The sequence below is a fragment of the Pseudoxanthomonas sp. CCNWLY206-1 genome (assembly GCF_039710385.1).
In the GTDB taxonomy this organism is placed as follows: Bacteria; Pseudomonadota; Gammaproteobacteria; order Xanthomonadales; family Xanthomonadaceae; genus Pseudoxanthomonas_A.
In genome coordinates this window covers 13,472-34,386 of record NZ_JBDKXI010000004.1, presented here as the reverse complement: position 1 = coordinate 34,386, position 20,915 = coordinate 13,472, and the positions used below count along the sequence as shown (strand labels likewise).

Genomic DNA, 20,915 nt, shown 5'->3' with positions numbered 1-20,915 from the left:
CTGTTGTTGTGGGAACGACATGCAAAGAATGCCTCAAGCTGGTCCGCTTACTGGCGGCGCTCTTCCTGCGCCGTCAGTCGGAGTATCTGGCCGGGTTCGGCGGTCACCAGGTAGATGGCGCCGTCGGGCCCGACCACCGGTTCGTATGGGCGGCCCTCCGCCTTGAAGATGATCTCCTCGTGCTGGACACGGTCGCCGTCGAGGGTGAGCAGGCGAAGATCGCGCGGCGACAGGCCGGTGACCAGCAACTTGCCTTCCCAGAGTGGAAATTCGTCTCCGCGATAGAACGTCAGCCCCGACACGCCAATGGAGGGCCGCCAATAATGCACCGGCTGCTTGATGCCCTGCGCCCGCGTGTCCGGCGTCAGCACCGTGCCGTCGTAGTTGATGCCGTGGGAAACGACCGGCCAACCATAGTCGGCGCCGGGCTCGATGATGTTCAGTTCGTCGCCACCGCGCGGCCCGTGCTCGGTGGCCCAAATGCGGCCGGTCACCGGTTCGATGGTCACGCCCTGCGGATTGCGGTGACCCACGCTGTAGAGGGAATCCAGCGCGTTCTCGCGACCGCGAAACGGGTTGTCCTGCGGCACCGAACCGTCCGTCATCACGCGATGAATCTTGCCCGCGGGGTGCCCTGGCTCACGCGCCAGTTCCTTCCCGCTGCGATCGCCCACGGAGAAGTGCAGCCGCCCTTCGCCGTCGAACACCATCCGGCCCCCGTAGTGCCAGAACGCCTCGCCATACGCGGCGCGGTCGGCTTCGAACACGACCTGCTGGTCGACCCAGGCATTGCCGCGGAGTCGCCCACGCACGATCCGGGTCATGGCGAGCGGTTTGCCCTCGGGCCCGGTCTGGTCCAGCCGGTGGCTATAGGAAAGATAGATCCAGCCGTTCTGCCCATAGTCCGGGTCCAGCGCGATATCCAGCAGGCCGCCCTGGTTCCATTGATGGGTGCTGACATAGACCGGCGGCGTGCCGGTCACCGGCTGCGCCTGCAGCACGCCATTGCGGATGATCCTGAGCCGACCGGGGCGTTCGCTGACCAATGCTGTCTGCGCATCGATGAAAGCAATCGCCCACACCGTTTCCAGTCCTTCGGCAAACCGTTCCACGCGGACCGCGTAGTCGAGCGTATCGACCACGCCGGGAACCGCGTCGAACTGGCGCGGTTTGGCCTCCGCGGCCGGCGCTTCTTCCGGCTTGGGTTCGGCGTCACGGGCCGGGAGGAACTTGGTGAGCGCGTCGATTTCCTCCCGCGAGAGTATTCCGCCGAAGGCCGGCATGCCGCGCGACACGATGCCGTTGTGGATGACGCGGGCCAGATCGGCGCGAGCGCCGCCATAGCGGTACGTCTGGGTCGAGAGCGGCGGGCCCAGCCCGGTGCCTTGCCGTTCAGCACCGTGGCAGGACGCGCAGTTCCTCTGGTAAAGCGTCGATGCCGCCGTCTGGGCGGCGGCTGGTGCCGCGGCGGCCATCACGACCAGCATCGCTGCCGCATGGGCGACCGTTCTAACAAGGAAACCGGGCATGGACCACATCCTCCTGAAATCGATCACTCGGATCGGACGATGCAAGAAAACGACGAATGGCCCGCTGCTTGAATGGAGGGAAGCTATGGTTTTGCTATAGATTGGCTGCCGACGCGACCGGCGCTGCCGGGAGAGCGCAGGTTCGGACGGTGGTGTGGAGTGGACGAACACATGGCAATCGGAAAGATCGATGAAGCACTCGGAGATCGGACGGCCCGCAGAGGGCCTGCGAACTTCACCGCGGGCGAAGCGCTGATCCAACCCTCGCTCAACCGGATCTCGATCCAGGGGCGCATCGCGCAGGTCGAGCCGAAGGTCATGCAGGTGCTGGTCCTCATGGCGGAACGGCCCGGCGCGGTGATCACCCGGGAAACGTTCCTCGATACCGTGTGGGCTGGCACCATCGCCGACGACTACTTGCTCAACCGCGCGGTGTCCGAGCTCCGAAAGATCTTCGACGACGATCCGCAGACGCCCCGCTATATCGAAACGATCCGCAAAGGCGGCTATCGCCTGATCGCTCCGATCGCGCCGGCCAAGGTCGCTGCGGCGGTGGCTCGGCCCGCACCTGACGAAGCGGCTCCCGACGAAGCTGTCGCGACTGCACCGCAATCTGCCGCGCAGCCCGCCGCAATCACGCCCGCACCGGAAACGCCGAGCGTCTTCCGAAGCAAGCCTGTGTTGTATGGATTGGCCGCGGCCTGTGTCATTGCCGCGGCAGCCGCCGTTTTCCTGCTGGGCCCGAAGATGCTGGGAGACAGCTCCGGCATCGCCGAAAACTACAACGTGCTTCCGCTGACGAGCTTCGTCGGCCGCGAATTCGAACCCGCGATCTCGCCGGACGGAAGCCGCGTCGCCTTCATCTGGGACGGCGGCAGCGACGCCTTCGACGTCTACGTGAAAACGATCGGCAGCGAGGACGTGCTCAATCTGACCAACAGTCCCGCCGAAGAGCGCTTCCCGGTCTGGTCCGCGGATGGACGCAGTGTGTTGTTCTCGCGGCCGGACGACACCGGGATCGCGATCATGCGCGTCTCCGCATTGGGTGGTGGCGTGACTCGCGTGTTCGGTGACGAAGCAGCCAACGACATCCGCGGCATGAGCTTGTCGCCCGACGGTACGCGGATCGCTTACGCCAGCCGGGAAAATGCCGCTTCGCCTTACCGGATTATCCTGGCCACGTTGAGCAACGGAGAAAAGCGGAGCGTGTCGAATCCGGAGCCAGGTTCGCTTGGCGATATCGACCCGCGTTTTTCGCGCGACGGCCAGTCGGTCGCGTTTATTCGCGCCATCAACGAGGTCACCAAGGATGTCTACCACGCAGACCTGGACGGTGGCGAGCCAACCCGCCTGACCTCCGACAACCGCAAGATAAATGGACTCGCGTGGTCGCCCGACGGCGAACGGCTTCTTTTCACTTCAACCCGTTCCGGCATGTACGGCCTCTGGTCGGTCGAACCGGACGGTGGCGACTTGCGGCAGATTTCCCTGGGCAACGAGAACGTGCATCAGCCTGCAACGGCGGCGGGCGTGGATGCCATCGCCTTCGAGCAATGGATGCACCGCTCGCAACTGCGGCAGATCGATGTCGCTCGGCGAACGCAAGCCGACGCCGGCCAATACATGCAGTCGACCCGCTGGGACTCCAATCCGGCCTGGGCACCCGACGGCGAACGGATCGCCTTCGCTTCCAATCGCAGCGGGCCGCATGGCGTCTGGGTCAGTCAGCGCGACGGGCGCGGCGCCGTGCAGATCGCCGACTTCGGCGGCGCCTTCATCGACAATCCCGCGTGGTCACCCAACGGTGCACTGATCGCGTTCGACGGCAGCCCCGAAGGCAAGACCGAGATCTTCACCGTGTCTCCGGAAGGCGGCACCCCGCAGCGAATCTCCGACGGACAAGGCGACAATCGCAACCCCACCTGGTCGCGTGACGGTGCATGGATCTACTTCGAATCCAACCGCAGCGGCGAATGGCGAATCTATGCGCAGCCGACCACCGGCGGCGCACCGATTGCAGTCATCACCGGCCCGGCCATCAATGCGCGCGAATCCGCCGACGGCCAGCGGCTTGTCTACAGCAAGCCTGGCACGCCAGGACTATGGCAGCGACCGCGAGAGGACTGGCGCAAAGCAATCACCAGCGCACCGGAACAACTACTCATCGCCGAACTCGACCCGCAAGACGGCGCCAACTGGGCACCTTCCCCCAACGGCATCTACTTCGTTCGCCGCCCCGCCGAAGGCACACCCACCCTGTCGCTACTCGATCAAGCAAACTCGTCCATCACCGACGTCACCGAACTGTCGCCATCTTTCGAAGGATGGGGATTCGACCTGTCTCCCGACGGAACCCAGCTCATCTTTTCCGAAGTGACGATGCTGGAAAGCGATTTGAGGTTGGCGGCTCCGCGATAAGTGGTGCGTGGGTGAACAGGAGACAGCTGCGATTGCTGTGATGGGACCACTGGAAGGCGGTCGAGACCCGCCCTACGTTGGTTGATTGGGCTGCATGGACGACATGGCTATACCGCCATGAAGCCCAGGTCACGGGTGGCGAAGTTTCCGAGGTTGGGGAACACCACATCCAGTTCGGATCCGCTGACACCGAACCAACGCGCAAGCGTCGCTGCGTATTGGTCGACCGAGGTGGTGGGGATCATGCGGCCGGCCTCGACGTCGTCGGGTCCGCCGTTGCGCAGTTCCGGCATGCGGCCGTAGAAGCGGCCACCGCGGACGGCGCCGCCGATGACGAAGTGATGGCCACCCCAGCCATGATCCGAACCATCGCCGTTGGACGACAACGTGCGGCCGAAGTCGGATGCGGTGAACGTGGTGACCTGCTCGGCCACGCCCAGTTCCACCGTGGCGTCGTGAAAGGCTTTCAATGCCTGGGAAAGTTGCGACAGCAGCTGCGGATGCTGGGTGAGCAGGCCATCATGGTGATCGAATCCGCCCAGCGAAACGAAGAAGATCTGCCGTTTCATTCCAAGCGCGGCGCGCACCTTGATCAGTCGCGCGACCATCTTGAGCTGGGTCGCCAGGTTCTCATTCGGAAATGGCGTGACGAGCGGTGACGTCTCCGTCAGCGCGATGTCGACGCTGGAAGCCGTCATGCGCGTGCGCCGGAACGACGCCGCGAAGCTGCGCTCGAAGAGCGATGCCTGCAGGTCGTCGGCATGCAATGCCAGATAGGCGTTGCGGACATCGGGGTCCCATTCCAGATAGCTGAACTGGCGCGCGCCTTCGTTGCCGATCACATACTGGTGGCCGCCCTGGGAGCGCAACAGAATACTTTCGTAGTTCAACGAAGTGCCCATCGGAACAAACGCGTCCGGATTGGCGGCATGCAGCACGTCGGCGATGCGCCCGGCCCAGCCGGTATCGCCGCCGCGGGTACTGGACACCTGCCAGTAAGCCTGCTGGTCGTTGTGGGAGAACAGCTGCGGCGGTACCTCCACGCGATTGGCGAGATAGTCGGTCTTGGTCGTGGGCCGGATCAACGTACCCACGTTGCCCACGATGGCCGCCCGCCCCGTGTTGAACAGCTGCTGCAGACCGCTGGCGCCCACCGTATCCGTCGCGTCGGTGCTGGCCTGGATCGCATAACGCACGCCATCGGAAGCGCCGCCACCGGCCTGCGCGGTCAGCGGTAACAGGTCCGCGTGCGATACCGCCAGCGTGGCGCGCGCCTGCCGGTACTGCTGGTACGCCGCGTCGTCGTAGGGGATCACTGTGTTCATGGCGTCGTTGCCGCCGTTCAAGAACACGCAGACCAGTGCCTTGTAGTCGGTGAAGGCGGTGGCGCCGTAGGCGCGTGTCGCCGCTTCGACCAGGCGCAGGTTGCCCAGCGCGGTGCAGATGCCGGCGCCGCCGAGCGCCGCGTAAATGCCTTTGCGCAGAAATTGTCGGCGTTTCATGATCATTGCGGCGTCCTCACTTCTGCACGACGTATTCGGGGGAGTTGACGATCAGGTACAGCGCATTGCGCACGCGCTCCCGTCGTCCATCGACGGTGGAACCCGGGATGGCCTGTAGATGAGCTACCAGCGTGTTCTGCATCTTCGGCGACATGCGACCGGACAAAAACAGCAGGTTGTAGCGCGCGACCAAGGCGGGCGCGTCGGCTGCCAGTGGCAGGTCGCGACCCACGTTGACCGCGAACGTGCCGGTGGCGTGCGGCGGGCCTTCGACGGTGTGATCGACGGCGCGCCGGAAGAAGTACGCCTCGTGGCTGGGCAGCAAGTAGTCGGTCGCCAGCTGCAACTCCGGCGCCACCAGGCCGGCATTGGCCAGCAGTCCTGGCGGCATGTAGCGGGGACTGAAGAAGTTGAACACCGAAGGCGCCGACATCGGCATCTGGCCGAGGTCCGACGAGAGGGTCCAGAACTCCTCCATGTGACCGTTGCCAGCGCTGGCGTCCGTGGCACGCAACAGATGCGTCAGCCGCAGCAACGGTTCGCGCACCTTGCCGAAGTTGGCGGGCGGAACCGCCTGCCGCGCCTCGTCGTCCAGCAGGATCGCGCGCACCACGGCCTTCATATCGCCGCGCACACCGCTTCCGTTGTTATTGAATACTTGCGCCACGCGCTGCACGTAGGCGGGACTCGGATTGCTGGTGACCAGTCGCTGGATGAGCTGTTTACCGATGAACGGGCCGACGTTGGGGTGATGAAAGATGTTGTCGAGCGCGGCGTCCAAGTTGCTCTCAGGTGTGCCGCCCGCCGCCAATACGCCGCCTGGCAGCGTACTGCCGGAATACACCAGGAGCTGCTTGGTTTGCGCGGACGCGTGGTATTGCGGATAGCTCATCATCGGGCGGACCCACGCCGGATTCGTCTTGTCGTAGGCGTAGCAGCCGCGGAATCCCCACGGGCAATCGGAGAACGACCAGCCGGTGAAGACGTGCGCGAATCCCTTGACGGTGTCCTGGCCGTAGCTGGGGTCCGGCCTCCCATCGCGATTGCCATCAAGCGGCACGCCATCCGGCCCGAGCATGACGGTGCCCACACTGAAAAGCTGAAGGACCTCGCGCGCGTAGTTCTCGTCGGGACGAATATTGTTGGCGGCGTCCGGTTTCTCGTTCCCCAGCATGGACAGGTAGACGCCCATCACCGGATGCAGGGTGACGTTCTCGAGCAGATCGCGGAAATTGCCGAAGGCACCACGTGTCAGCGTGTCGTAGTAGTCCGTCATGCCCTGGGGGGCGCCCCCCAGGCTGTCGGACGTCGCATCGGAAACGACGAAGATCTCGCTCAACGCAAAAGCGACGCGTTGGCGAAGCTGGTCGCGATGGATCATGTTGGGATCGAACGGATCACGCCCGCCCAGCGCATGCGTAAACCAGGCGTCCAGTCGCCACTCAGGGTCGCTCGTCGAACCGGCGGCGCGCAAGAAGCGCAACTGCGATGACATGGGGTGAGCTACCTGCTCTTCGATCCAACCGGCGTAGCCGAGTTGCCTGACCCGCTCGATATCCTCAAGCGTGGGGCCGAAAGTGGCCTGGGCCAGAAAGCGCGCGCTGTCCTGCTGGCTGATTCGACGCGCCGCCAAGTTGCCGCCCGTCACTCGAGCCTGTGCAGCCGACACCGCCGCCGAAGAGGCCTGCCTTGTCAGAGCCGATCCCGATAGCGCGGTACGCGCCGGCGATGCGGCTTTGGATGCAGGCACTCGCACGTCCTGACGCAGCAAGGACGCGAACACCATCAGCACAAAGAACACGCGCCATAGCGGCGACGCGAACAGCGACAGGTACCAGATTCTCATGATGTCCCCTTTCATCCCTTGCCCTTTCCTGGGTCGACACGGCGTCCGTGCGCGAGGCCATCAAGGCGCGCGCCATCATCATTGCGGTACACGCGCCGCACTGTGCTTGGCGTCTCAGTTTCGCAATGATGGCAAGTCTTGCACGTTGGCCGCCAGTGCCCCATTACCTCGCACGCCACGGACTGCGCCAGCTTAGGCTGACCCTATTCTTGTAGAGCGGAGCTTGCTCCGCTGCCTTCCTGTCTGGGGTTACTGCTCAAGAGCAGCGGAGTCCCCCAAGGGAATGTAACAAGCTCCGCTCTACGGTGAGCATGACATGCGGATTCGCAAGGCTCCGCCTAAGTTAAAAGGAAAACCAGTGCGAGAAACGCTAAGAACCGAAATATACAAACTGGTCGAGGAATTCCTCGATGCAATCAATGCTGGCAACGTTGAATATCTAACCAGAAAATTCAGCTTATCTCCCCAGGTTCTGGACGAGATACATGAAGTCATCAATGTTGTCCCACGACATCCCGGTCCGAAGCTCGGGCTGGCTCCCTACGAGCGGGCATTTGAGCAAGGCGGGAGAAGCAGGCCTTCCATCGAGTTCTTCAGAATGGACGACGCCAGCTCTTGGGGAGTGGAGTGCTCATTGTGGATGGACGGCCGAGAATCAGAATTTATCCTGCATGCCGTGGTGACAGAGGGCGCTGAAGGATTGGCTTTGAACTATGGGTATATCGGCTCGTAATTGTCAGAGCCGTCCTCGTCGGGGACGGCATCTTAGCTCTCCGTTGAACATGCCGTAGGCCATGTTTTCTGGCGTTTAACGCCAGTTGCTACCAGCCAACTGTTTCATCGGTACCGCCAAAGATCGCTGGAAGGCCTTTGAAGTGGGGCAGATCATCCTTGACCGCCATGACCGCGAATTGACACTGATTATGAAATGCAGGTTCGAACATGCCAGCAGGAAGCAATGAGCCGCTGACCCCACGTATTGCCAAGCCAGGTGGCTCACCAAAGAGAAGTGTCCCGCAGGTCGAACAGCGAGTACGAGGCAGGGTTTTGTACGTCCACGTGAATGTGTCCCCGGTCGCAACGACCGAGTCCGCCGGGAAGAGCGCCACGGGGACATAAGCGCTGCCAGTGGCAGCTTGGCAGTCATCGCAATGGCAGTAGAACTGAGCAACAGGAGCGCCGCCGATCTGCAACTTGACACTGCCGCACCGGCAGCTCGCGGTGAATTCTTCCATTACCAACCCCTCGCTAGGATTTCATGTCGGAACCAAATTGGGGCCTCTTCTTCGAGGAACCCTCCAACCACCTTCCACGCAAACACCTTCATGCCGCGCGGGCTTCAACCCGCCCAATGAACGTGAGGCGACACTTCTGCAGGCCCTACCCGATCGTTACCGGCAACATTATGTCCGAATGATGCAAGTTCTCCAGCTTTCATGGCTCCGCTCGCGAAAAATGCGCCCGCCTGCGCTGGGCCACAAGCCGGAGGGCAACGACAAGGAACGCAATGTGCAAAGGCGCAGACAGAACAAAGCTGCTCCACAATGAGCCACTCTCGTTGTTGCCAAGGATCGCGACCACTGACCATGATAGATACAAGACGAAGGTAGCGAGAAACTGATACACAAGCCGTCGTGATGCGTCGGACAGAAACAGAAAGGTAGCGGCAACTAGACCAACCACACCTGCCCAGCCGAGTATCTTGCCCGCAACCCACCAAGCATCAGCACCGCCCATCACCAGCAGAACCGCCATGGGAACCGCACCGTGCCCGGCCACGATAATGGCGATTGAGTAGCAAATCAGGATAACGACTGCGGTGATCATTGGTGCGACCCTAACGCCGGAGAAGCCAACTTGCGAAGCGGGTTCGGCTTGAATGAACTGTTAGGGCCCACCTGCGGACTCGCCGAGCAACGGTTGATTGTTGCGAAACCACTCAGAAGCAGCTTTATCCCATGGCCAGATCCCGCTAGTAGTCGGGTAAATGATCTGGAGTGCTTGAAAGTCGGTACCACCATAAAGCCGCGTTGCGGAAAGCATGTAAGTCTTACGGTAATCCTCTAGCACCGGACGGAAGTACACTGGAAAGGCGCTAAGGAAGCCTAGGTAAGGAGTGCTGGGCAGGAAAGACTCCCCGCCGCGCGCACGCTCCATGTAGAGGTTAACGAGGGAGTGACCCAATTCGGAGCGTACCCCGATAACAATGACCTCCGGAACGCCAAGTGTCTTGGTGAGGCCGATGGAATAAGAGAACGACGGATCCACCTGATTCGGATCGAACACAGAGGTGACATGACAGCCGAACTGCTCAATGTCGTCGAGTATCCGCTGCTCAGCAGGTTTCATGTGGGCCTTAACGCCTGAGTTAAGCCGACCCGCGAAGCGGGCTTGGCTTGAATGAATTGTCAGGCCCTACCACCCTTGAGCCTGCGCGAACGACTCTAATTGATCCTGGATGCGAGCAGCCAGCTCTGGCGATGAATAGAACGCAAGATCAGGAGCGTCCACGTCGTCCTGGAACGCAACGATCACCAGGCGCTCAGTCTTGCCATTTGCAACGACCTTGTACTCCCAGTTGCCAGTCTGCCCCACAGGCAACGAGTCAATTGACTGAGCAAGGATGTCTGCTTGGGAGGCGTCTAAGCCAGAGGTGAAAGAGCGGGACAGTTCTGCGAGGAACGGACCAACCCCCTCTTGGTCGAAGTTCATGGACGACTCCGAAAGACCAGAAACGTCAATGGGCGGAGTCTGTTGCGCGCAAGACGCGCCAGAAACTGAAATAAGCAGGATCAAAGTTGCGATGAGTCTCGTCATAGGCACTAACTAATAGCCGGATCCTGAACGTCCGGTTGTGCGACTTATGCACAGCGCCCCGTGCGGTGCGCTGCCCCCTTGATGCGGCTCGATCTTAGGGCGGTGCGGTCCGGCTAACAAGCAGACGTATAGGCGGGCCCAGCGGCCCCACCCGTGCCGGTCAAAGACTTCGGGTAGCGCTCTCCGCCGACGTCCGCTTCGGGTCGAGCGGACCTAGGGCCGTAGCCAAAAACGCCCTGTTCGCGTATCCGCCAATCACTCGGCCCGGCGCGCTCCGGCAGGCACCACGCAGTATCTATAGCTAATCCATAGCAAAACCGTAGGTTCCCTCCATTCCGGCAAGCGGCGGATGGGTCTTTCCTTAGGGGAACCCTGGCCCTGCTTATGGAGGTACATCTCATGATTCGTATCAGCGTATTAATCTTCGCCCTGGCTGCCGTGTCCCCCGACATCGGCATGGCACATCCCGGTATCGAGCTCGCCGCCCAGACGGCGGTACGTGGTGACGCGGGGGACGCATCGCGCCTGCTGGCACGGCTTGCGCCGGACCAGTTGCAGATCGAGGACCGATCATTCCGGCAGTGCATGATTTCCCGGTTTGGCTCAAGCAAGCCAGAAGCGCTTTCGCCTGTCCCCGGCGATCCGTTCGTTAGAGGCGTGTTATCCGCCTATCAGACGTATTGGCATTCCGCCCTGCGGAATCCTAAGACCGAACCAAAGGCCCGCAAGCAGTTGGTCTCTCGACTGGTGCGCTTGGCTCGGCTCGATACGAGTGACGCAGACCGGCGCGCGCTGCGAAATTTGTCCCATGGCGAATATCAAACGTTGCGGACGCTTTCGCTCACCGGCGGTGGACCGGGATACCCTGGCTTCGATCTGCCGTCTTACGCCGATCTAACCAGGCGTTCGTTGGCACAGGAGAAGCAGGCAAACGATCATGCGGGGACGACACTGGATGCAGTCAGCCCCGTCATACGGCAGAGGCTGTCGGATCTGGGTTACTTCTCGATCGAACGCGAGGCGGGAAATCTGCGCGACCTGGTCCTGTGGGGTAAACAGACCACTCGGCCTCAGGAGGTCCAGATCGCCAACGATCCGCGCGCGGTTACCGTGGTCTATATGGACGATATCTATAGCCTTGGATGGAAGGACTATGCCACCTGTAGCCGCAGTACGCCCCAAGGCTGGCTGGCCGAGGACTCTCTGTATATTGCGGTTGACAGGTCTCCCGCCATGGCCAAGCAAACATCAACCCCATAAGCGGTGCCGCTTTCGTCTTCGCCACGCCTCCAGACGGGACGGCCATTCTGGCCGCGCATTTCCTGGTGGATGGACCCACACGTTGCAGGCTTAGGGTGGGCACGTTTCGTGTCCACCCCATGTCGCCTCTGTATGAAGAACGATCCAGGCGAAGTCGCCGGTAGCCTGCGGACGTCCCCAACTCTTGAGTAGCGCAGCGAACCACAAAAGGGCGGAGGCACGATCCAGGCAATCGCCAGATCAATAACTCCGCCATCTATTGACCGACGATACCGCCCTATACTCGCAGGCCCGCAGGCAATTAACTGAAGGACCTGGATCATGACCGATCGCTCGCGCCGAGATGTCATCGTCGCCGCCACCGCCCTGGCTGCCGGCGTGGCCGCCACCGGCTCCCGCGCTGCCGCTTCCAAGCCCGCCAGCAAGGCATCGTTCCCGCCAGTCGTGCACCACGTGTTCTTCTGGCTGAAGAATCCGGATTCCAAAGAGGATCTCGCCAAACTGCTCGCCGGATTGCAAACGTTGGCAGGCATCGACACCGTGCGAGGCATCCACATCGGCGTGCCGGCGGATACCGAGCAGCGCGGCGTCGTAGACGGCAGCTACAGCGTCTCGGAACTTCTGTTCTTCGACGATGTGGCCGGGGAGAAGGCTTATCAGGTCCATCCCATCCACAAGCAATTCGTCGCCGACTGCGAGCACCTATGGCAGCGCGTGGTCGTGTATGACGTCAAAGCCGTCGCGCCGTAAGTCATTTAGAGCAGTCAGGAGATCCCGTTGTTCTCTACCAGCGCCGCCACAGCGGCCGTCATCAGCCGGCTCATCCGGGTAAGTTCATTTACGTAACTAGCCGCGAACAACCGGTTAACGATGCGCTATTAATGTTCCGATGTGCTAATGGAATGGCCTTAGCACATCACTGAAAGTCGACATGGAGAACGACGAGATGAACTCGATGAAGCTGCTGGCCTTAACTCTCGTGATATCAATGATCTTCGTCGGAACACTTCTGGCCGAAGACCAATCAACGCCGAACGCCGATGTTGGCAAGATAGTTCGACAACAAGCCATGCTGGACCAAGACATCGCCCTTGAGCTGGCTCCGATCAAATCCTCCGCGGAATTGCAACAACATATGATGTCTGCAGGTATGAATTCGCCACTCTCATGGCTTTCTACACCTGCCCGCAAGCGCTTCATCGCGAGTCTAAGATTCAATGAGAAGGGAATCACAAGCTTCAAGTATGAAGACTTGCAGGCGGAGCTAACAGCTTCCCAGATCTATCAGGTGCTAAGCCTGTTTGGTGCACAGCATACGGTCGCAATGATGCGAAACGCACGCGTAGAAAGTCCGATCGACGAGCAGATCATGAAACCTCTTACCGATCCTTCTGACGTCTTATGCCCATCCCAGCCGTGCGATTATGAAGGCTACGAGTGCGCGAAGAAGGCAACGTGTGCTACCAACATCAACACGATCTGCATGCGTAACTGCTGATATATCTGGTGCAAGGAGCAGAATCTATGTCTTCGAGACTCACGGCATCCTCCTTGACCCTAATCCTACTGCTCTTTGCGATGCTTGTGGCCGGGTCAGCGCGTGCACGCGCTGACCCGGCTATTCAAGCGCGGTTCGATTCATTAATGAGCGCAGAAGAGAGCAGCCGCGGAACCTCGAGTAAAGGCAGAGCCGAGGTGATGACGGAAGCCTTCGCTAAACAGTTCCCAGCGACCATTGTCGCGGAACTCACCAGCCTTAATGATGCGGATCTTGAGCTTGTGTTTCGTGCAGCGAACGTCGCCACTTTTTACACGCAGAGTGATGAGCATCTCGGTGTAATGCGAACCGCTTTTGACGAGTTAGGCAACCGAGGGTTGGTCGTGCGGCGGACCTTCGCGGACATGCACGGTGCGACGATGGCGGCGCGGCAATTCGATAATGCCCGAGGACTGGCGCGTGCTTATGGACAGTGGGTTGTAGAACCGTCTCCTCAACTAGAAGACAGCCCTGATGGCGCTGTCACAGCACTTGAGATCAAAGAAGCAGGCCTCCTGAACCCTGTGTCGGTCGGAGTACAGAGTGGCGCTCATATCGTCGTAATCTCCCACCCTTTATGCCACTTCTCACGACGTGCCGTTGCTGCCATCGAGTCTGACATCGAGCTGTCCAAAGCGCTGGAGGGTGCGGTATGGATGACGCCGGTAGACCGCTCGCTGCACTTGGATGTCCTGAATGATTGGAACAAGAATCACCCTGAGCGACAGATGGTTATCGCCTACTCCAGGAAGGCTTGGCCGCAGTTCGAGTCATGGTCAACACCTACGTTTTATTTCTTAATGGACAATAAGGTGGTCGATGTCGTGGAGGGCTGGCCGGAGGAAGGCCGAAAACCTGAGATTATGCGAGCGGCAAAGACTATTGGCAGATAGGCGGGTAAGTTCTGTTGCATGACAGGGTCAGAGTGCACTTCCCGTCATCGTATGAGAAAAGCGACTCTGACCCTGTTTGCGCATCGCCTTGCTCGACGTTCAAGGAGATGGACGCATTTCAAACGCATAGATTGTTAACGCACGTGGGCGCCGCCGACACACCCAGCACCTGCTACTCTCCGCGTCGGAAGACCCCAGACCGATGCGATGCTCTGTAGGGCTGGTCCAAACCTCGCCACTTTTCGTTACCGGCAGCGCGCTGGGTTCGGCGTGTTGTGGATCTCGATACTCGGGTTCAATCAAGTCGAATCGGATTCCGTCGAACCGGTACATTCCTTCCGCGCTAGCGATCCACAAGAAGCCATCGTTGCCCAGCGCCAAGGCGATCACGCCGGTGGGGACCTCGCTGCCTTATCCAGCGCTGGTGCGAGTAGTGCGCCAGGCGGCGGGACTCTTCGGCCGAGGTGGCCCCGGGCAATGCCGCCATGACAGCAAACAGGATTGCTCCAAGTCGCCGCGCTGTCGCTCTCATGCGATTCCTGGCTACGGCGCACAAAGCCACCTCATCAATGTGCCCTGACCCCAGAACATCCTATCCCCCAGATCGAGGGGGCAAGGACTGACCTGATCGGGGCTGGCCGACGCGGAACGGCGCAAGCAGCCTCAACGAACCCCAACCACCGAGGCCGCCATGTCGACCCAGCTTCCCTTGAACACCGTCGGCCCGTCCATGCCTTCGAAGCATGTAGGCATCAACGCGGCGCAAGACGCATCGCCCACTGGCGCCGAAGCGCTGTCGCTGACGATGTCGCGTCGAACGGTCCTGGCGGCCGCGGCGGGGATGGCGGGCGCCGCCATGGTCGGCAGCGTATTCGCGCAGTCGTCCGGCGCCACCAGCGGGACCGGCAACGGCAACTATCGGTCGCAGCCCCGCTCGCCTCAGGGCGGCGTCTGGAACCATGACGAAGTTGCCTTGGTGCTGATCGATTACCAAGTCGAGATGTTCCAGCAGATTCGCTCGGAGACGCCGGCGGAACTGATTGATCTCAACACACGGTTTCTCATCCGCATCGCCAAGGCGTTCGACATTCCCGTGATCCTGTCCACCGTCGGCGTGGAGATGGGGGTCAACGGCCCGACTCGCGCCTCGATCGCAGAAGAACTCCCGGGCGCTCACATCATCGATCGCAGTTCGATGAACGCTTGGGAGGATGAGCCCTTCCATGCGGCAGTCGTGGCGACCGGCAAGAAACGCCTCATCTTCGGTGCGCTCTACACGGAGATCTGCTTGGCGTTCCCGGTGGTCGACGCGATCAAGGAAGGCTATGAGCTCATGATCGTGGCGGACGCCGTCGGTGGGCAATCGCAGGTTGCCCATGCCACCGCACTCGACCGCCTCGCCCACGCCGGCGCGATTCCGAATACCGCGCTCGCCTTGAGCGCGGAGTTGTTCCGCGATTGGAAGTCCGCGCAGGCCGAGCGCGCCCGCCCGATCATCATTTGGTACCTGGGCGAGCTGAAAAAGCGGGGCTCTCAAGGCTGATCGTATCGCGGTCTTCACCCCAAGCATCGGGTCAACCCACCACAAAGGAGAACCCCATGTCTTCGCAGACTGACGCCAACAAGGCCCTCGTTCGCCGCTTCTTCTCGGCGATCGAGAGCGGCGACCTGTCGGCCTTCGACGAAATCGTGGCCGAAGATTACGACGACCACTTACCGGGGCAAACCCGCGGCCGAAGCGTCCTGCGTACGTACTTCACCACGTTGCGAACGGCGTTCCCGGATCTGCAGCTTCCCATCCACGACATGGTGGCCGAAGGCGATCGCGTGGCCGTGTTTAACAGCGTCACCGGCACCCATCGCGGCGAGTTTCCCGCGTTGGGGCTTCAGGCGACCGGGCGTCGCATCGATGCGATGGCGTTCCAGCTCTATCGGATCGAGAACGACCGCATGGCCGAGCATTGGGAAGTGGCGGACTTCGCCACGCTGCTGCGGCAATTGACCGGTTGAAACACGAATCCTCCCCGAAGCGTCGATTACGCGCGTTAGCCCAAGCACGAGTCCACACCAATTCCTTCTCAAGGAGACGTCACCATGAACGCCCTGTCCCTACTGCTCGCCGGCATGCTCGCCGCTACGACGAATGCCGTGGCTAGCGACACGCCCGCGCCGTCCGCCGACGCGCCGGCCAAGAACGTCGTCCTGGTCCACGGCGCGTTCGTCGACGGCTCGGGCTGGCGCGGGGTCTACAACGACCTCACGCGGCGCGGCTATCGCGTCACGATCGTGCAGATCCCGCTGACCTCACTCGCGGATGACGTGGCCGCCACGCGACGCGCCCTCGACCGCCAGTCGGGCGCCACCATTCTCGTTGGCCACTCATGGGGCGGGACGGTAATCACCGAGGCCGGTGTACATCCGAAGGTGACGGGGCTGGTGTACATCGCGGCCCTGTCACCGGACGCCGGCGAAACCACGGGCCAGCAGTACGAAGGTTTCGCCGCGACACCCGAGTTCGTCATCGACACGCACAGCGACGGTTTTGGCTTCGTCAGCCCCGACCACTTCCGTTCGGGGTTCGCCCATGACGTCAGTGAGGCCGAAGCTGCGTTTATGCGCGACTCGCAGGTGCCAATCGCCATGTCGGTCTTCGGCACCAAGCTCACCCAAGCCGCCTGGCGCACCAAACCGAGCTGGGCCGTCATCGCCACCGAAGACAAGGCCTTCGATCAGGCCATGCTGCTGAACATGGCCAATCGCATCGGTGCGGATATCACCAAGGTGTCCGGAAGCCACGCGGTGTTCATGACCCAGGTCGAGGTCGTTGCGGACGTGATTGACCGCGCGGCACGCAACGCCGCCCGGCACAGCAAGTAACCACCTGATCGCGAATCACGCCGAAGATCCAGTCACTGGACGCCACCCATTGAGATCAGCATGAGCGGCGAATCCGGTTCGAGCATCTACCTTACGGGGTCAAAAGTCGGCGCGCGGTACAACCCAAACTGCGTCGCCATCTACCCACACGCCTGCTTTTTCCACCAACAAGTGGCCAGTATCGATGCCTACTATAGGCTAGAGCTCGCGATGTGGGTAGCTGAAAAAACAGGGCTAGAAACAGGGGTAGCAGAAACAGGGGCAGAGCGCATTTTTCTCTTCGCCATATGAGAAAAGCGACTCTGGCCCCTGTTTTTATGGAAGCGCATCCGACCGATAGTCGGCGACTCATCGAATGGAAAGTGCTCTCACAGGGACAGTTTTTGACGTGGGTAGGCAGACATAAACGTCTCAGCTCCAACTGTCGGCGCCAATCACCGATTACCTTTGGCGAAATGCTCTATGGTTCTCGTACCAACGGCCGAATGCTGGTGCCCGAAGAAAGCTAGGAGCTTTTTAACTCTTTGTGCCCGCTTGGTGCAAAGGATAATGTGTTCACCTGAGTTTGCACACGGTCGAACTTGAGCAGCCAGCCGGCGAAATCCGGCTTGAGATTTAGCTCGTGCTGATCTAGGTGGCTCATCATCCCGTCAAACTCAGAGGCCGTCGAGGGACGGCTCGGCCAGCTCCAGTCGTCTTTGCTATCCATGGCCTAATAATGCCATCTCAAGGCGAGGTTTGGTCCTCGGCAGAACTGGCTGCTTAGCGCGCTGCGACTCAGCGGCTTGGCTCCCGGCATCTCAAGCCACTTAAGACGGATGGCCCGCTCCCCGCCGATATCCGCCAACACTAGAATTAAGCATACCGGAAAGCGGCATCGGCCTGAATGAATTGTGCATAGGGCCTTCTTTCAATCATTGCTAAACTGGTAATAGCCGTGATGTTCTGCGTACTTATCCATTGTCTCGTGATCGTTTGGATCAACGAGCTCGTAGTAGTCGGGCGGAGAGTACTCGGATCGATTTGTGAAGTGATCACCGACGCCGGCCGCCACTAGTTCTTGATACCCGACTAACCTCAGGCCGCATGCCGTGCAACTAAATTTGGTGGGGATCACGCTCTCTCGAACAATGATCATTCCGTCTTTGTGCTCCAGCCTCTCGCCCCCATACGTTGTGCCTTGCACGGTAGCCGTGCATTTGCATGATGGACACGCGACACGGTGATGTCCTCGGTGGGAAAGTTTGTCGCTTTCAACCTGAGCGTCTTCAGCAAGCTTCTTTCGCTCTTCTGAGTCCTTTGCTTCGAACACGCGGGCGTATGCCGCGATGGACGATTTAACTTGGCTGATAACGCCAGCCTCGGCTTGTCCGAGAATCTCTTCAGCGACCGTGGCCTCAGCGTGCCCAAAAAGAGAGGTTAGTGACTCGCCTTGATGTTCAGCCAGTATTTTGCAGCAGCGAAAGAATCCGCCAATCCAAGACTGAAGCGGGAACGTTGCAAAAGCGGCTGACCCTGTATGCAATTCTTCATTCCTGCGATTGAGCAGCGACGATGCAGCTTTGAACTCGTCCTCGGTGAAGGCGGGTACTAGTGTCTTACAGTGAGAAAGCACTTGAATAGTGGGAATCGACTTTGGCGCGTTACTTGAGCTAATCCCAAGCGCGTGCAGCAAGTTCCTTTGCTCTTTATCCGGATCAGCCAGCAGAGCCGGGCTAGCTTGCGCTACAACAGCCCTTGCCAAGAGTTCAAGTCCAAGTGACGCCCAGAGCCCAAACTCCGGACTTTCCTTGTCCTGCGCCGCGGCACGCTGCATGAACAAAACAGATTTTGCCCATAATGCCTCACGCTCCCAGCTCATTTGCTCTCCCCCTGTAGAATCTATAAAGAACGCGCCTGTCGTTGCTGCAATCTTCTCTGCCGTGAAATGTGCGCCAATTGTCAATGATTAACACCTTTCCCCCTGTCCAGGCCACGCTATGCGCGCGCGCCGACAGCTCTACCATTGCAGCTTCGAAGTCTTTAGCCGCCCTATTCGCGGGTTGCATATAACACGGATCATATAACGCACAATCTCCGGACTCTTGTGTCCACGGACGCGAGTAGATTGGACCATTGACGGTTTGCCTTAGGAATATTGGATTGCTGCGTCTCGCGAGGTTAATGAGTTTTCGCGTGTCCTGCAGAGGTAGGACCAGGGTCGCCGTTCGAGAAGCACCTGCCATGAAGAACACAATAAACCGTCCCGGCGTTTTCCAAAAAACCGTATCGGTGTGCAGCGGAAAGGCGGCGCGCCCGTAGCGTCTACTAAACGAGTGTGAAGCAGCTGCCTCCCTGTCAGTAGCAAGCAAGGTCTGAATAGCCTGGTCATTCAGAGGGATTACGTCTCCAAGAACCGAGGTGGCGCTGAGCGCCTCCTCAATGCTTTGTACATTGAACAGCTCGACGTAACCATAGGTTGATAGTGCCGAGACGATGTCCACCGCGATACTCCCTGCGCCGCCTACGCCTGAGTTAAGCCGATCCGCGAAGCACCCAGTGCTTAGTTGTACTCAACTTGCGAGGCATGAAACAAGTGAACACCATCGATCAAGCCGAATCGGATCGCCCCTGGCTTTCCATCAATTTTAGCTACACTAAGGTCACCTACGTCCGCATAGCGCTCTCCCTTGAAGGGGATTGTTATCTTTCCATAGATCCGCATGAAATCAGATTTCGCCTTAGTGGGCTGGCCTGAACTGAGCGGGTGTCCCAACGCTACTACAAGGCTATCGATAGCCGCTGGCGTCTCGTCTTGGATTGCCTTGAAGAATGCAGATCGGCTTTCGGATTGGAGCTCGGAATTTGGCAGGGTCGGTTTGAAGTGGTAAAAGTAGTTCGCTTCACTCTCGGCGTTCTGCGTGTGAACGACTAGAGTGGCGCGGGTAACTCCATCCGAATCTACACTGAGCAGCACCGCGTGTGCCTTGATCAGGTTGTCGTGATCCTTTTCGCTAATTACTTGGCCAATCGACCCGAAGTCTTGCACCACAACCTCGTCGTCGATAGTGTTGGCGATAGATTCGGAACGCTGGGTCATGGCGCGGCTATTGAGAAAGGCGCCCCCAAGCAAGAATTTCCCTAGATTTCCTCCCTTTGTTTGATACACAAAAACGCTGCTGGCACCCACTCGGGCAGTGTGGTCACTCAAGGCATCCAGGGCGTAGATTTCTGATTTAGAAGATGTCTGTGCATTGGCCGCGAACGACAGTGACGCTACCAGCGCAAAAATTACTATGGCTCGCATTAACCTCTCCGATTGGCGCCTAACGCCGGAACTAAGTAGCTCCGCAAAGCGGGTTGGGGTGAAAGAATTTTCAGGCACCAAGTGCGGCATACCTATATGTCTCATAGGGCCCTTTATGAGCAAGGATGGTCGCAGCGGCACGTCTCTGGTCCATCAGTTGCTCGACGTTCGAGCTTTTGAGGTTGAAGTGGCGCTTATCCAGAAATCTAACGGAGCACAATGTTGGATGCTGAAGAAGTGGCGTTAGATCTCCATCCACGACGTTCGTACCAACAAACCTGAAGTCAACCAGCTTTGGGAAGGCGCTTAGAAAGGACAGGTTTTGAAGCGGTGCGCAATTATTTAGGCAAAGTACTCTCAGGTTAGCCAGCTTGAGCATGTTGCTTGCATGAGAAAATTTCTTGGACTGGTTGATATGAAGCCATTCAAGAGAATCTGCCAGCCCATCCAAGCCTTCATCACTCTCCAGTTTAAGGCAATGAGTTAGCTCAAGCCGCTTGAGACTGGAAAGCTTGCTGATTCCGCTGAATGAAGTGGCATTAGTCAACGTCAGGTGTAGGTAGAGCAGCGACTCGATTCCAGGGAAATCTTGGAAATCCCGGGTCTTGGATTTAAAACTACGGGCGATCAGATAGCGAGATTTGGATATGTCGGAGCGGCCAGTGAGCCGTTCGCCAAAGTTGACGGATGCCATTTGTCCTTCAGGTAGTTGCTCGAACCAGATGGTGTTGTATCTCCAGTCCATGGGAGTCCTTTATTTGGCGCCAAGCTACCGGTCGCCAGAGCTAGCATTCGATTACCCGGCTAATCCACAGCGCGCCATGTCGCACGCCATCCCCTTTTGCCGTTGTTCGATCTTAGGCTGGCCAGGTCCGGCTAACAAGTCGACGTAAACTGGTGGAGCTGCCCGCCCTGTGTCCGTGAAGGCACCACGTGGTCATAGCCGGTGT

At 59.7% G+C, this 20,915-nt stretch carries 21 protein-coding genes; 10 read left to right on the top strand and 11 right to left on the bottom strand.

All coding sequences use genetic code 11. The features are described 5' to 3' along the window. Positions 1-47 precede the first annotated feature (47 nt). A complete protein-coding gene (locus AADW18_RS10545) occupies positions 48-1,529 on the bottom strand; it encodes a PQQ-dependent sugar dehydrogenase (protein WP_337343340.1) in 1,482 nt (493 codons plus the stop codon). Positions 1,530-1,700: 171 nt separating this feature from the next. On the opposite strand from AADW18_RS10545, the gene AADW18_RS10540 reads away from it, so the two are divergent. After that, positions 1,701-3,947: an LpqB family beta-propeller domain-containing protein gene (locus AADW18_RS10540; RefSeq protein ID WP_337343339.1), complete on the top strand. Its 2,247-nt coding sequence runs from the start codon at positions 1,701-1,703 to the stop codon at positions 3,945-3,947. Positions 3,948-4,054: 107 nt separating this feature from the next. Here the strand turns inward: AADW18_RS10540 and AADW18_RS10535 are convergent, their stop codons facing one another. Next, a complete protein-coding gene (locus AADW18_RS10535; RefSeq protein ID WP_337343338.1) occupies positions 4,055-5,449 on the bottom strand; it encodes a DUF1501 domain-containing protein in 1,395 nt (464 codons plus the stop codon). A gap of 16 nt (positions 5,450-5,465) precedes the next feature. Then, entirely contained in the window at positions 5,466-7,295 is a 1,830-nt protein-coding gene (locus AADW18_RS10530) for a DUF1800 domain-containing protein (RefSeq protein WP_337343337.1), read from the bottom strand. A 316-nt stretch (positions 7,296-7,611) separates the two neighbouring features. On the opposite strand from AADW18_RS10530, the gene AADW18_RS10525 reads away from it, so the two are divergent. After that, on the top strand, positions 7,612-8,028 hold the full coding sequence (locus AADW18_RS10525) for a hypothetical protein (RefSeq protein WP_337343336.1): 417 nt from the start codon (positions 7,612-7,614) through the stop codon (positions 8,026-8,028). A gap of 88 nt (positions 8,029-8,116) precedes the next feature. On the opposite strand, the gene AADW18_RS10520 is transcribed toward AADW18_RS10525, so the two are convergent. The 4 genes from AADW18_RS10520 to AADW18_RS10505 form a co-directional block, all read right to left on the bottom strand. Next, positions 8,117-8,530 (bottom strand): GFA family protein, encoded by a 414-nt coding sequence (locus AADW18_RS10520; RefSeq protein ID WP_337343335.1) that lies wholly within the window; start codon positions 8,528-8,530, stop codon positions 8,117-8,119. Between the two features lie 199 nt (positions 8,531-8,729). Continuing rightward, entirely contained in the window at positions 8,730-9,122 is a 393-nt protein-coding gene (locus AADW18_RS10515) for a hypothetical protein (RefSeq protein WP_337343334.1), read from the bottom strand. A 60-nt stretch (positions 9,123-9,182) separates the two neighbouring features. Then, positions 9,183-9,644 (bottom strand): DUF4262 domain-containing protein, encoded by a 462-nt coding sequence (locus AADW18_RS10510; RefSeq protein ID WP_337343333.1) that lies wholly within the window; start codon positions 9,642-9,644, stop codon positions 9,183-9,185. A gap of 66 nt (positions 9,645-9,710) precedes the next feature. Then, positions 9,711-10,007 (bottom strand): hypothetical protein, encoded by a 297-nt coding sequence (locus tag AADW18_RS10505; protein ID WP_337343332.1) that lies wholly within the window; start codon positions 10,005-10,007, stop codon positions 9,711-9,713. A gap of 504 nt (positions 10,008-10,511) precedes the next feature. Here AADW18_RS10505 and AADW18_RS10500 point away from each other — a divergent pair. The 8 genes from AADW18_RS10500 to AADW18_RS10465 all read left to right on the top strand — a co-directional run bounded on the left by AADW18_RS10500 (position 10,512) and on the right by AADW18_RS10465 (position 16,970). After that, the gene (locus AADW18_RS10500) at positions 10,512-11,372 is read left to right on the top strand and encodes a hypothetical protein (RefSeq protein ID WP_337343331.1); all 861 of its coding nucleotides are present in this window, start codon (positions 10,512-10,514) and stop codon (positions 11,370-11,372) included. A gap of 321 nt (positions 11,373-11,693) precedes the next feature. Continuing rightward, on the top strand, positions 11,694-12,122 hold the full coding sequence (locus tag AADW18_RS10495) for a Dabb family protein (RefSeq protein WP_337343330.1): 429 nt from the start codon (positions 11,694-11,696) through the stop codon (positions 12,120-12,122). Between the two features lie 181 nt (positions 12,123-12,303). Then, the gene (locus tag AADW18_RS10490) at positions 12,304-12,870 is read left to right on the top strand and encodes a hypothetical protein (RefSeq protein WP_337343329.1); all 567 of its coding nucleotides are present in this window, start codon (positions 12,304-12,306) and stop codon (positions 12,868-12,870) included. A 146-nt stretch (positions 12,871-13,016) separates the two neighbouring features. Continuing rightward, a complete protein-coding gene (locus tag AADW18_RS10485; RefSeq protein ID WP_337343328.1) occupies positions 13,017-13,802 on the top strand; it encodes a hypothetical protein in 786 nt (261 codons plus the stop codon). 691 nt (positions 13,803-14,493) lie between these two features. Beyond that, entirely contained in the window at positions 14,494-15,345 is an 852-nt protein-coding gene (locus tag AADW18_RS10480) for an isochorismatase family protein (protein WP_337343327.1), read from the top strand. A gap of 56 nt (positions 15,346-15,401) precedes the next feature. Next, positions 15,402-15,812, top strand: a complete 411-nt coding sequence (locus AADW18_RS10475; RefSeq protein ID WP_337343326.1) for an ester cyclase — start codon at positions 15,402-15,404, stop codon at positions 15,810-15,812. Between the two features lie 84 nt (positions 15,813-15,896). Continuing rightward, on the top strand, positions 15,897-16,679 hold the full coding sequence (locus AADW18_RS10470) for an alpha/beta fold hydrolase (protein WP_337343325.1): 783 nt from the start codon (positions 15,897-15,899) through the stop codon (positions 16,677-16,679). 60 nt (positions 16,680-16,739) lie between these two features. Continuing rightward, the gene (locus AADW18_RS10465; protein WP_337343324.1) at positions 16,740-16,970 is read left to right on the top strand and encodes a hypothetical protein; all 231 of its coding nucleotides are present in this window, start codon (positions 16,740-16,742) and stop codon (positions 16,968-16,970) included. A 214-nt stretch (positions 16,971-17,184) separates the two neighbouring features. Here the strand turns inward: AADW18_RS10465 and AADW18_RS10460 are convergent, their stop codons facing one another. The 4 genes from AADW18_RS10460 to AADW18_RS10445 all read right to left on the bottom strand — a co-directional run bounded on the left by AADW18_RS10460 (position 17,185) and on the right by AADW18_RS10445 (position 20,710). Continuing rightward, on the bottom strand, positions 17,185-17,388 hold the full coding sequence (locus AADW18_RS10460) for a hypothetical protein (protein ID WP_337343323.1): 204 nt from the start codon (positions 17,386-17,388) through the stop codon (positions 17,185-17,187). Positions 17,389-17,589: 201 nt separating this feature from the next. Beyond that, positions 17,590-18,624 carry a hypothetical protein gene (locus AADW18_RS10455; protein WP_337343322.1) on the bottom strand — a complete coding sequence of 345 codons (1,035 nt, stop codon included), beginning with the start codon at positions 18,622-18,624 and terminating at the stop codon, positions 17,590-17,592. Between the two features lie 597 nt (positions 18,625-19,221). Then, positions 19,222-19,965, bottom strand: a complete 744-nt coding sequence (locus AADW18_RS10450; protein ID WP_337343321.1) for a hypothetical protein — start codon at positions 19,963-19,965, stop codon at positions 19,222-19,224. Positions 19,966-20,035: 70 nt separating this feature from the next. Beyond that, on the bottom strand, positions 20,036-20,710 hold the full coding sequence (locus tag AADW18_RS10445; protein WP_337343320.1) for a hypothetical protein: 675 nt from the start codon (positions 20,708-20,710) through the stop codon (positions 20,036-20,038). Positions 20,711-20,915 lie beyond the last annotated feature (205 nt).

Excerpts from the sequence above, each read along its gene's own strand:
- AADW18_RS10545 (WP_337343340.1), bottom strand. The coding sequence starts at position 1,529 with ATGCCCGGTTTCCTTGTTAGAACGGTCGCCCATGCGGCAGCGATGCTG.
- AADW18_RS10540 (WP_337343339.1), top strand. The coding sequence starts at position 1,701 with ATGGCAATCGGAAAGATCGATGAAGCACTCGGAGATCGGACGGCCCGC.
- AADW18_RS10535 (WP_337343338.1), bottom strand. The coding sequence starts at position 5,449 with ATGAAACGCCGACAATTTCTGCGCAAAGGCATTTACGCGGCGCTCGGC.
- AADW18_RS10530 (WP_337343337.1), bottom strand. The coding sequence starts at position 7,295 with ATGAGAATCTGGTACCTGTCGCTGTTCGCGTCGCCGCTATGGCGCGTG.
- AADW18_RS10525 (WP_337343336.1), top strand. The coding sequence starts at position 7,612 with ATGCGGATTCGCAAGGCTCCGCCTAAGTTAAAAGGAAAACCAGTGCGA.
- AADW18_RS10520 (WP_337343335.1), bottom strand. The coding sequence starts at position 8,530 with ATGGAAGAATTCACCGCGAGCTGCCGGTGCGGCAGTGTCAAGTTGCAG.
- AADW18_RS10515 (WP_337343334.1), bottom strand. The coding sequence starts at position 9,122 with ATGATCACCGCAGTCGTTATCCTGATTTGCTACTCAATCGCCATTATC.
- AADW18_RS10510 (WP_337343333.1), bottom strand. The coding sequence starts at position 9,644 with ATGAAACCTGCTGAGCAGCGGATACTCGACGACATTGAGCAGTTCGGC.
- AADW18_RS10505 (WP_337343332.1), bottom strand. The coding sequence starts at position 10,007 with ATGAACTTCGACCAAGAGGGGGTTGGTCCGTTCCTCGCAGAACTGTCC.
- AADW18_RS10500 (WP_337343331.1), top strand. The coding sequence starts at position 10,512 with ATGATTCGTATCAGCGTATTAATCTTCGCCCTGGCTGCCGTGTCCCCC.
- AADW18_RS10495 (WP_337343330.1), top strand. The coding sequence starts at position 11,694 with ATGACCGATCGCTCGCGCCGAGATGTCATCGTCGCCGCCACCGCCCTG.
- AADW18_RS10490 (WP_337343329.1), top strand. The coding sequence starts at position 12,304 with ATGGAGAACGACGAGATGAACTCGATGAAGCTGCTGGCCTTAACTCTC.
- AADW18_RS10485 (WP_337343328.1), top strand. The coding sequence starts at position 13,017 with ATGAGCGCAGAAGAGAGCAGCCGCGGAACCTCGAGTAAAGGCAGAGCC.
- AADW18_RS10480 (WP_337343327.1), top strand. The coding sequence starts at position 14,494 with ATGTCGACCCAGCTTCCCTTGAACACCGTCGGCCCGTCCATGCCTTCG.
- AADW18_RS10475 (WP_337343326.1), top strand. The coding sequence starts at position 15,402 with ATGTCTTCGCAGACTGACGCCAACAAGGCCCTCGTTCGCCGCTTCTTC.
- AADW18_RS10470 (WP_337343325.1), top strand. The coding sequence starts at position 15,897 with ATGAACGCCCTGTCCCTACTGCTCGCCGGCATGCTCGCCGCTACGACG.
- AADW18_RS10465 (WP_337343324.1), top strand. The coding sequence starts at position 16,740 with ATGAGCGGCGAATCCGGTTCGAGCATCTACCTTACGGGGTCAAAAGTC.
- AADW18_RS10460 (WP_337343323.1), bottom strand. The coding sequence starts at position 17,388 with ATGGATAGCAAAGACGACTGGAGCTGGCCGAGCCGTCCCTCGACGGCC.
- AADW18_RS10450 (WP_337343321.1), bottom strand. The coding sequence starts at position 19,965 with ATGCGAGCCATAGTAATTTTTGCGCTGGTAGCGTCACTGTCGTTCGCG.
- AADW18_RS10445 (WP_337343320.1), bottom strand. The coding sequence starts at position 20,710 with ATGGACTGGAGATACAACACCATCTGGTTCGAGCAACTACCTGAAGGA.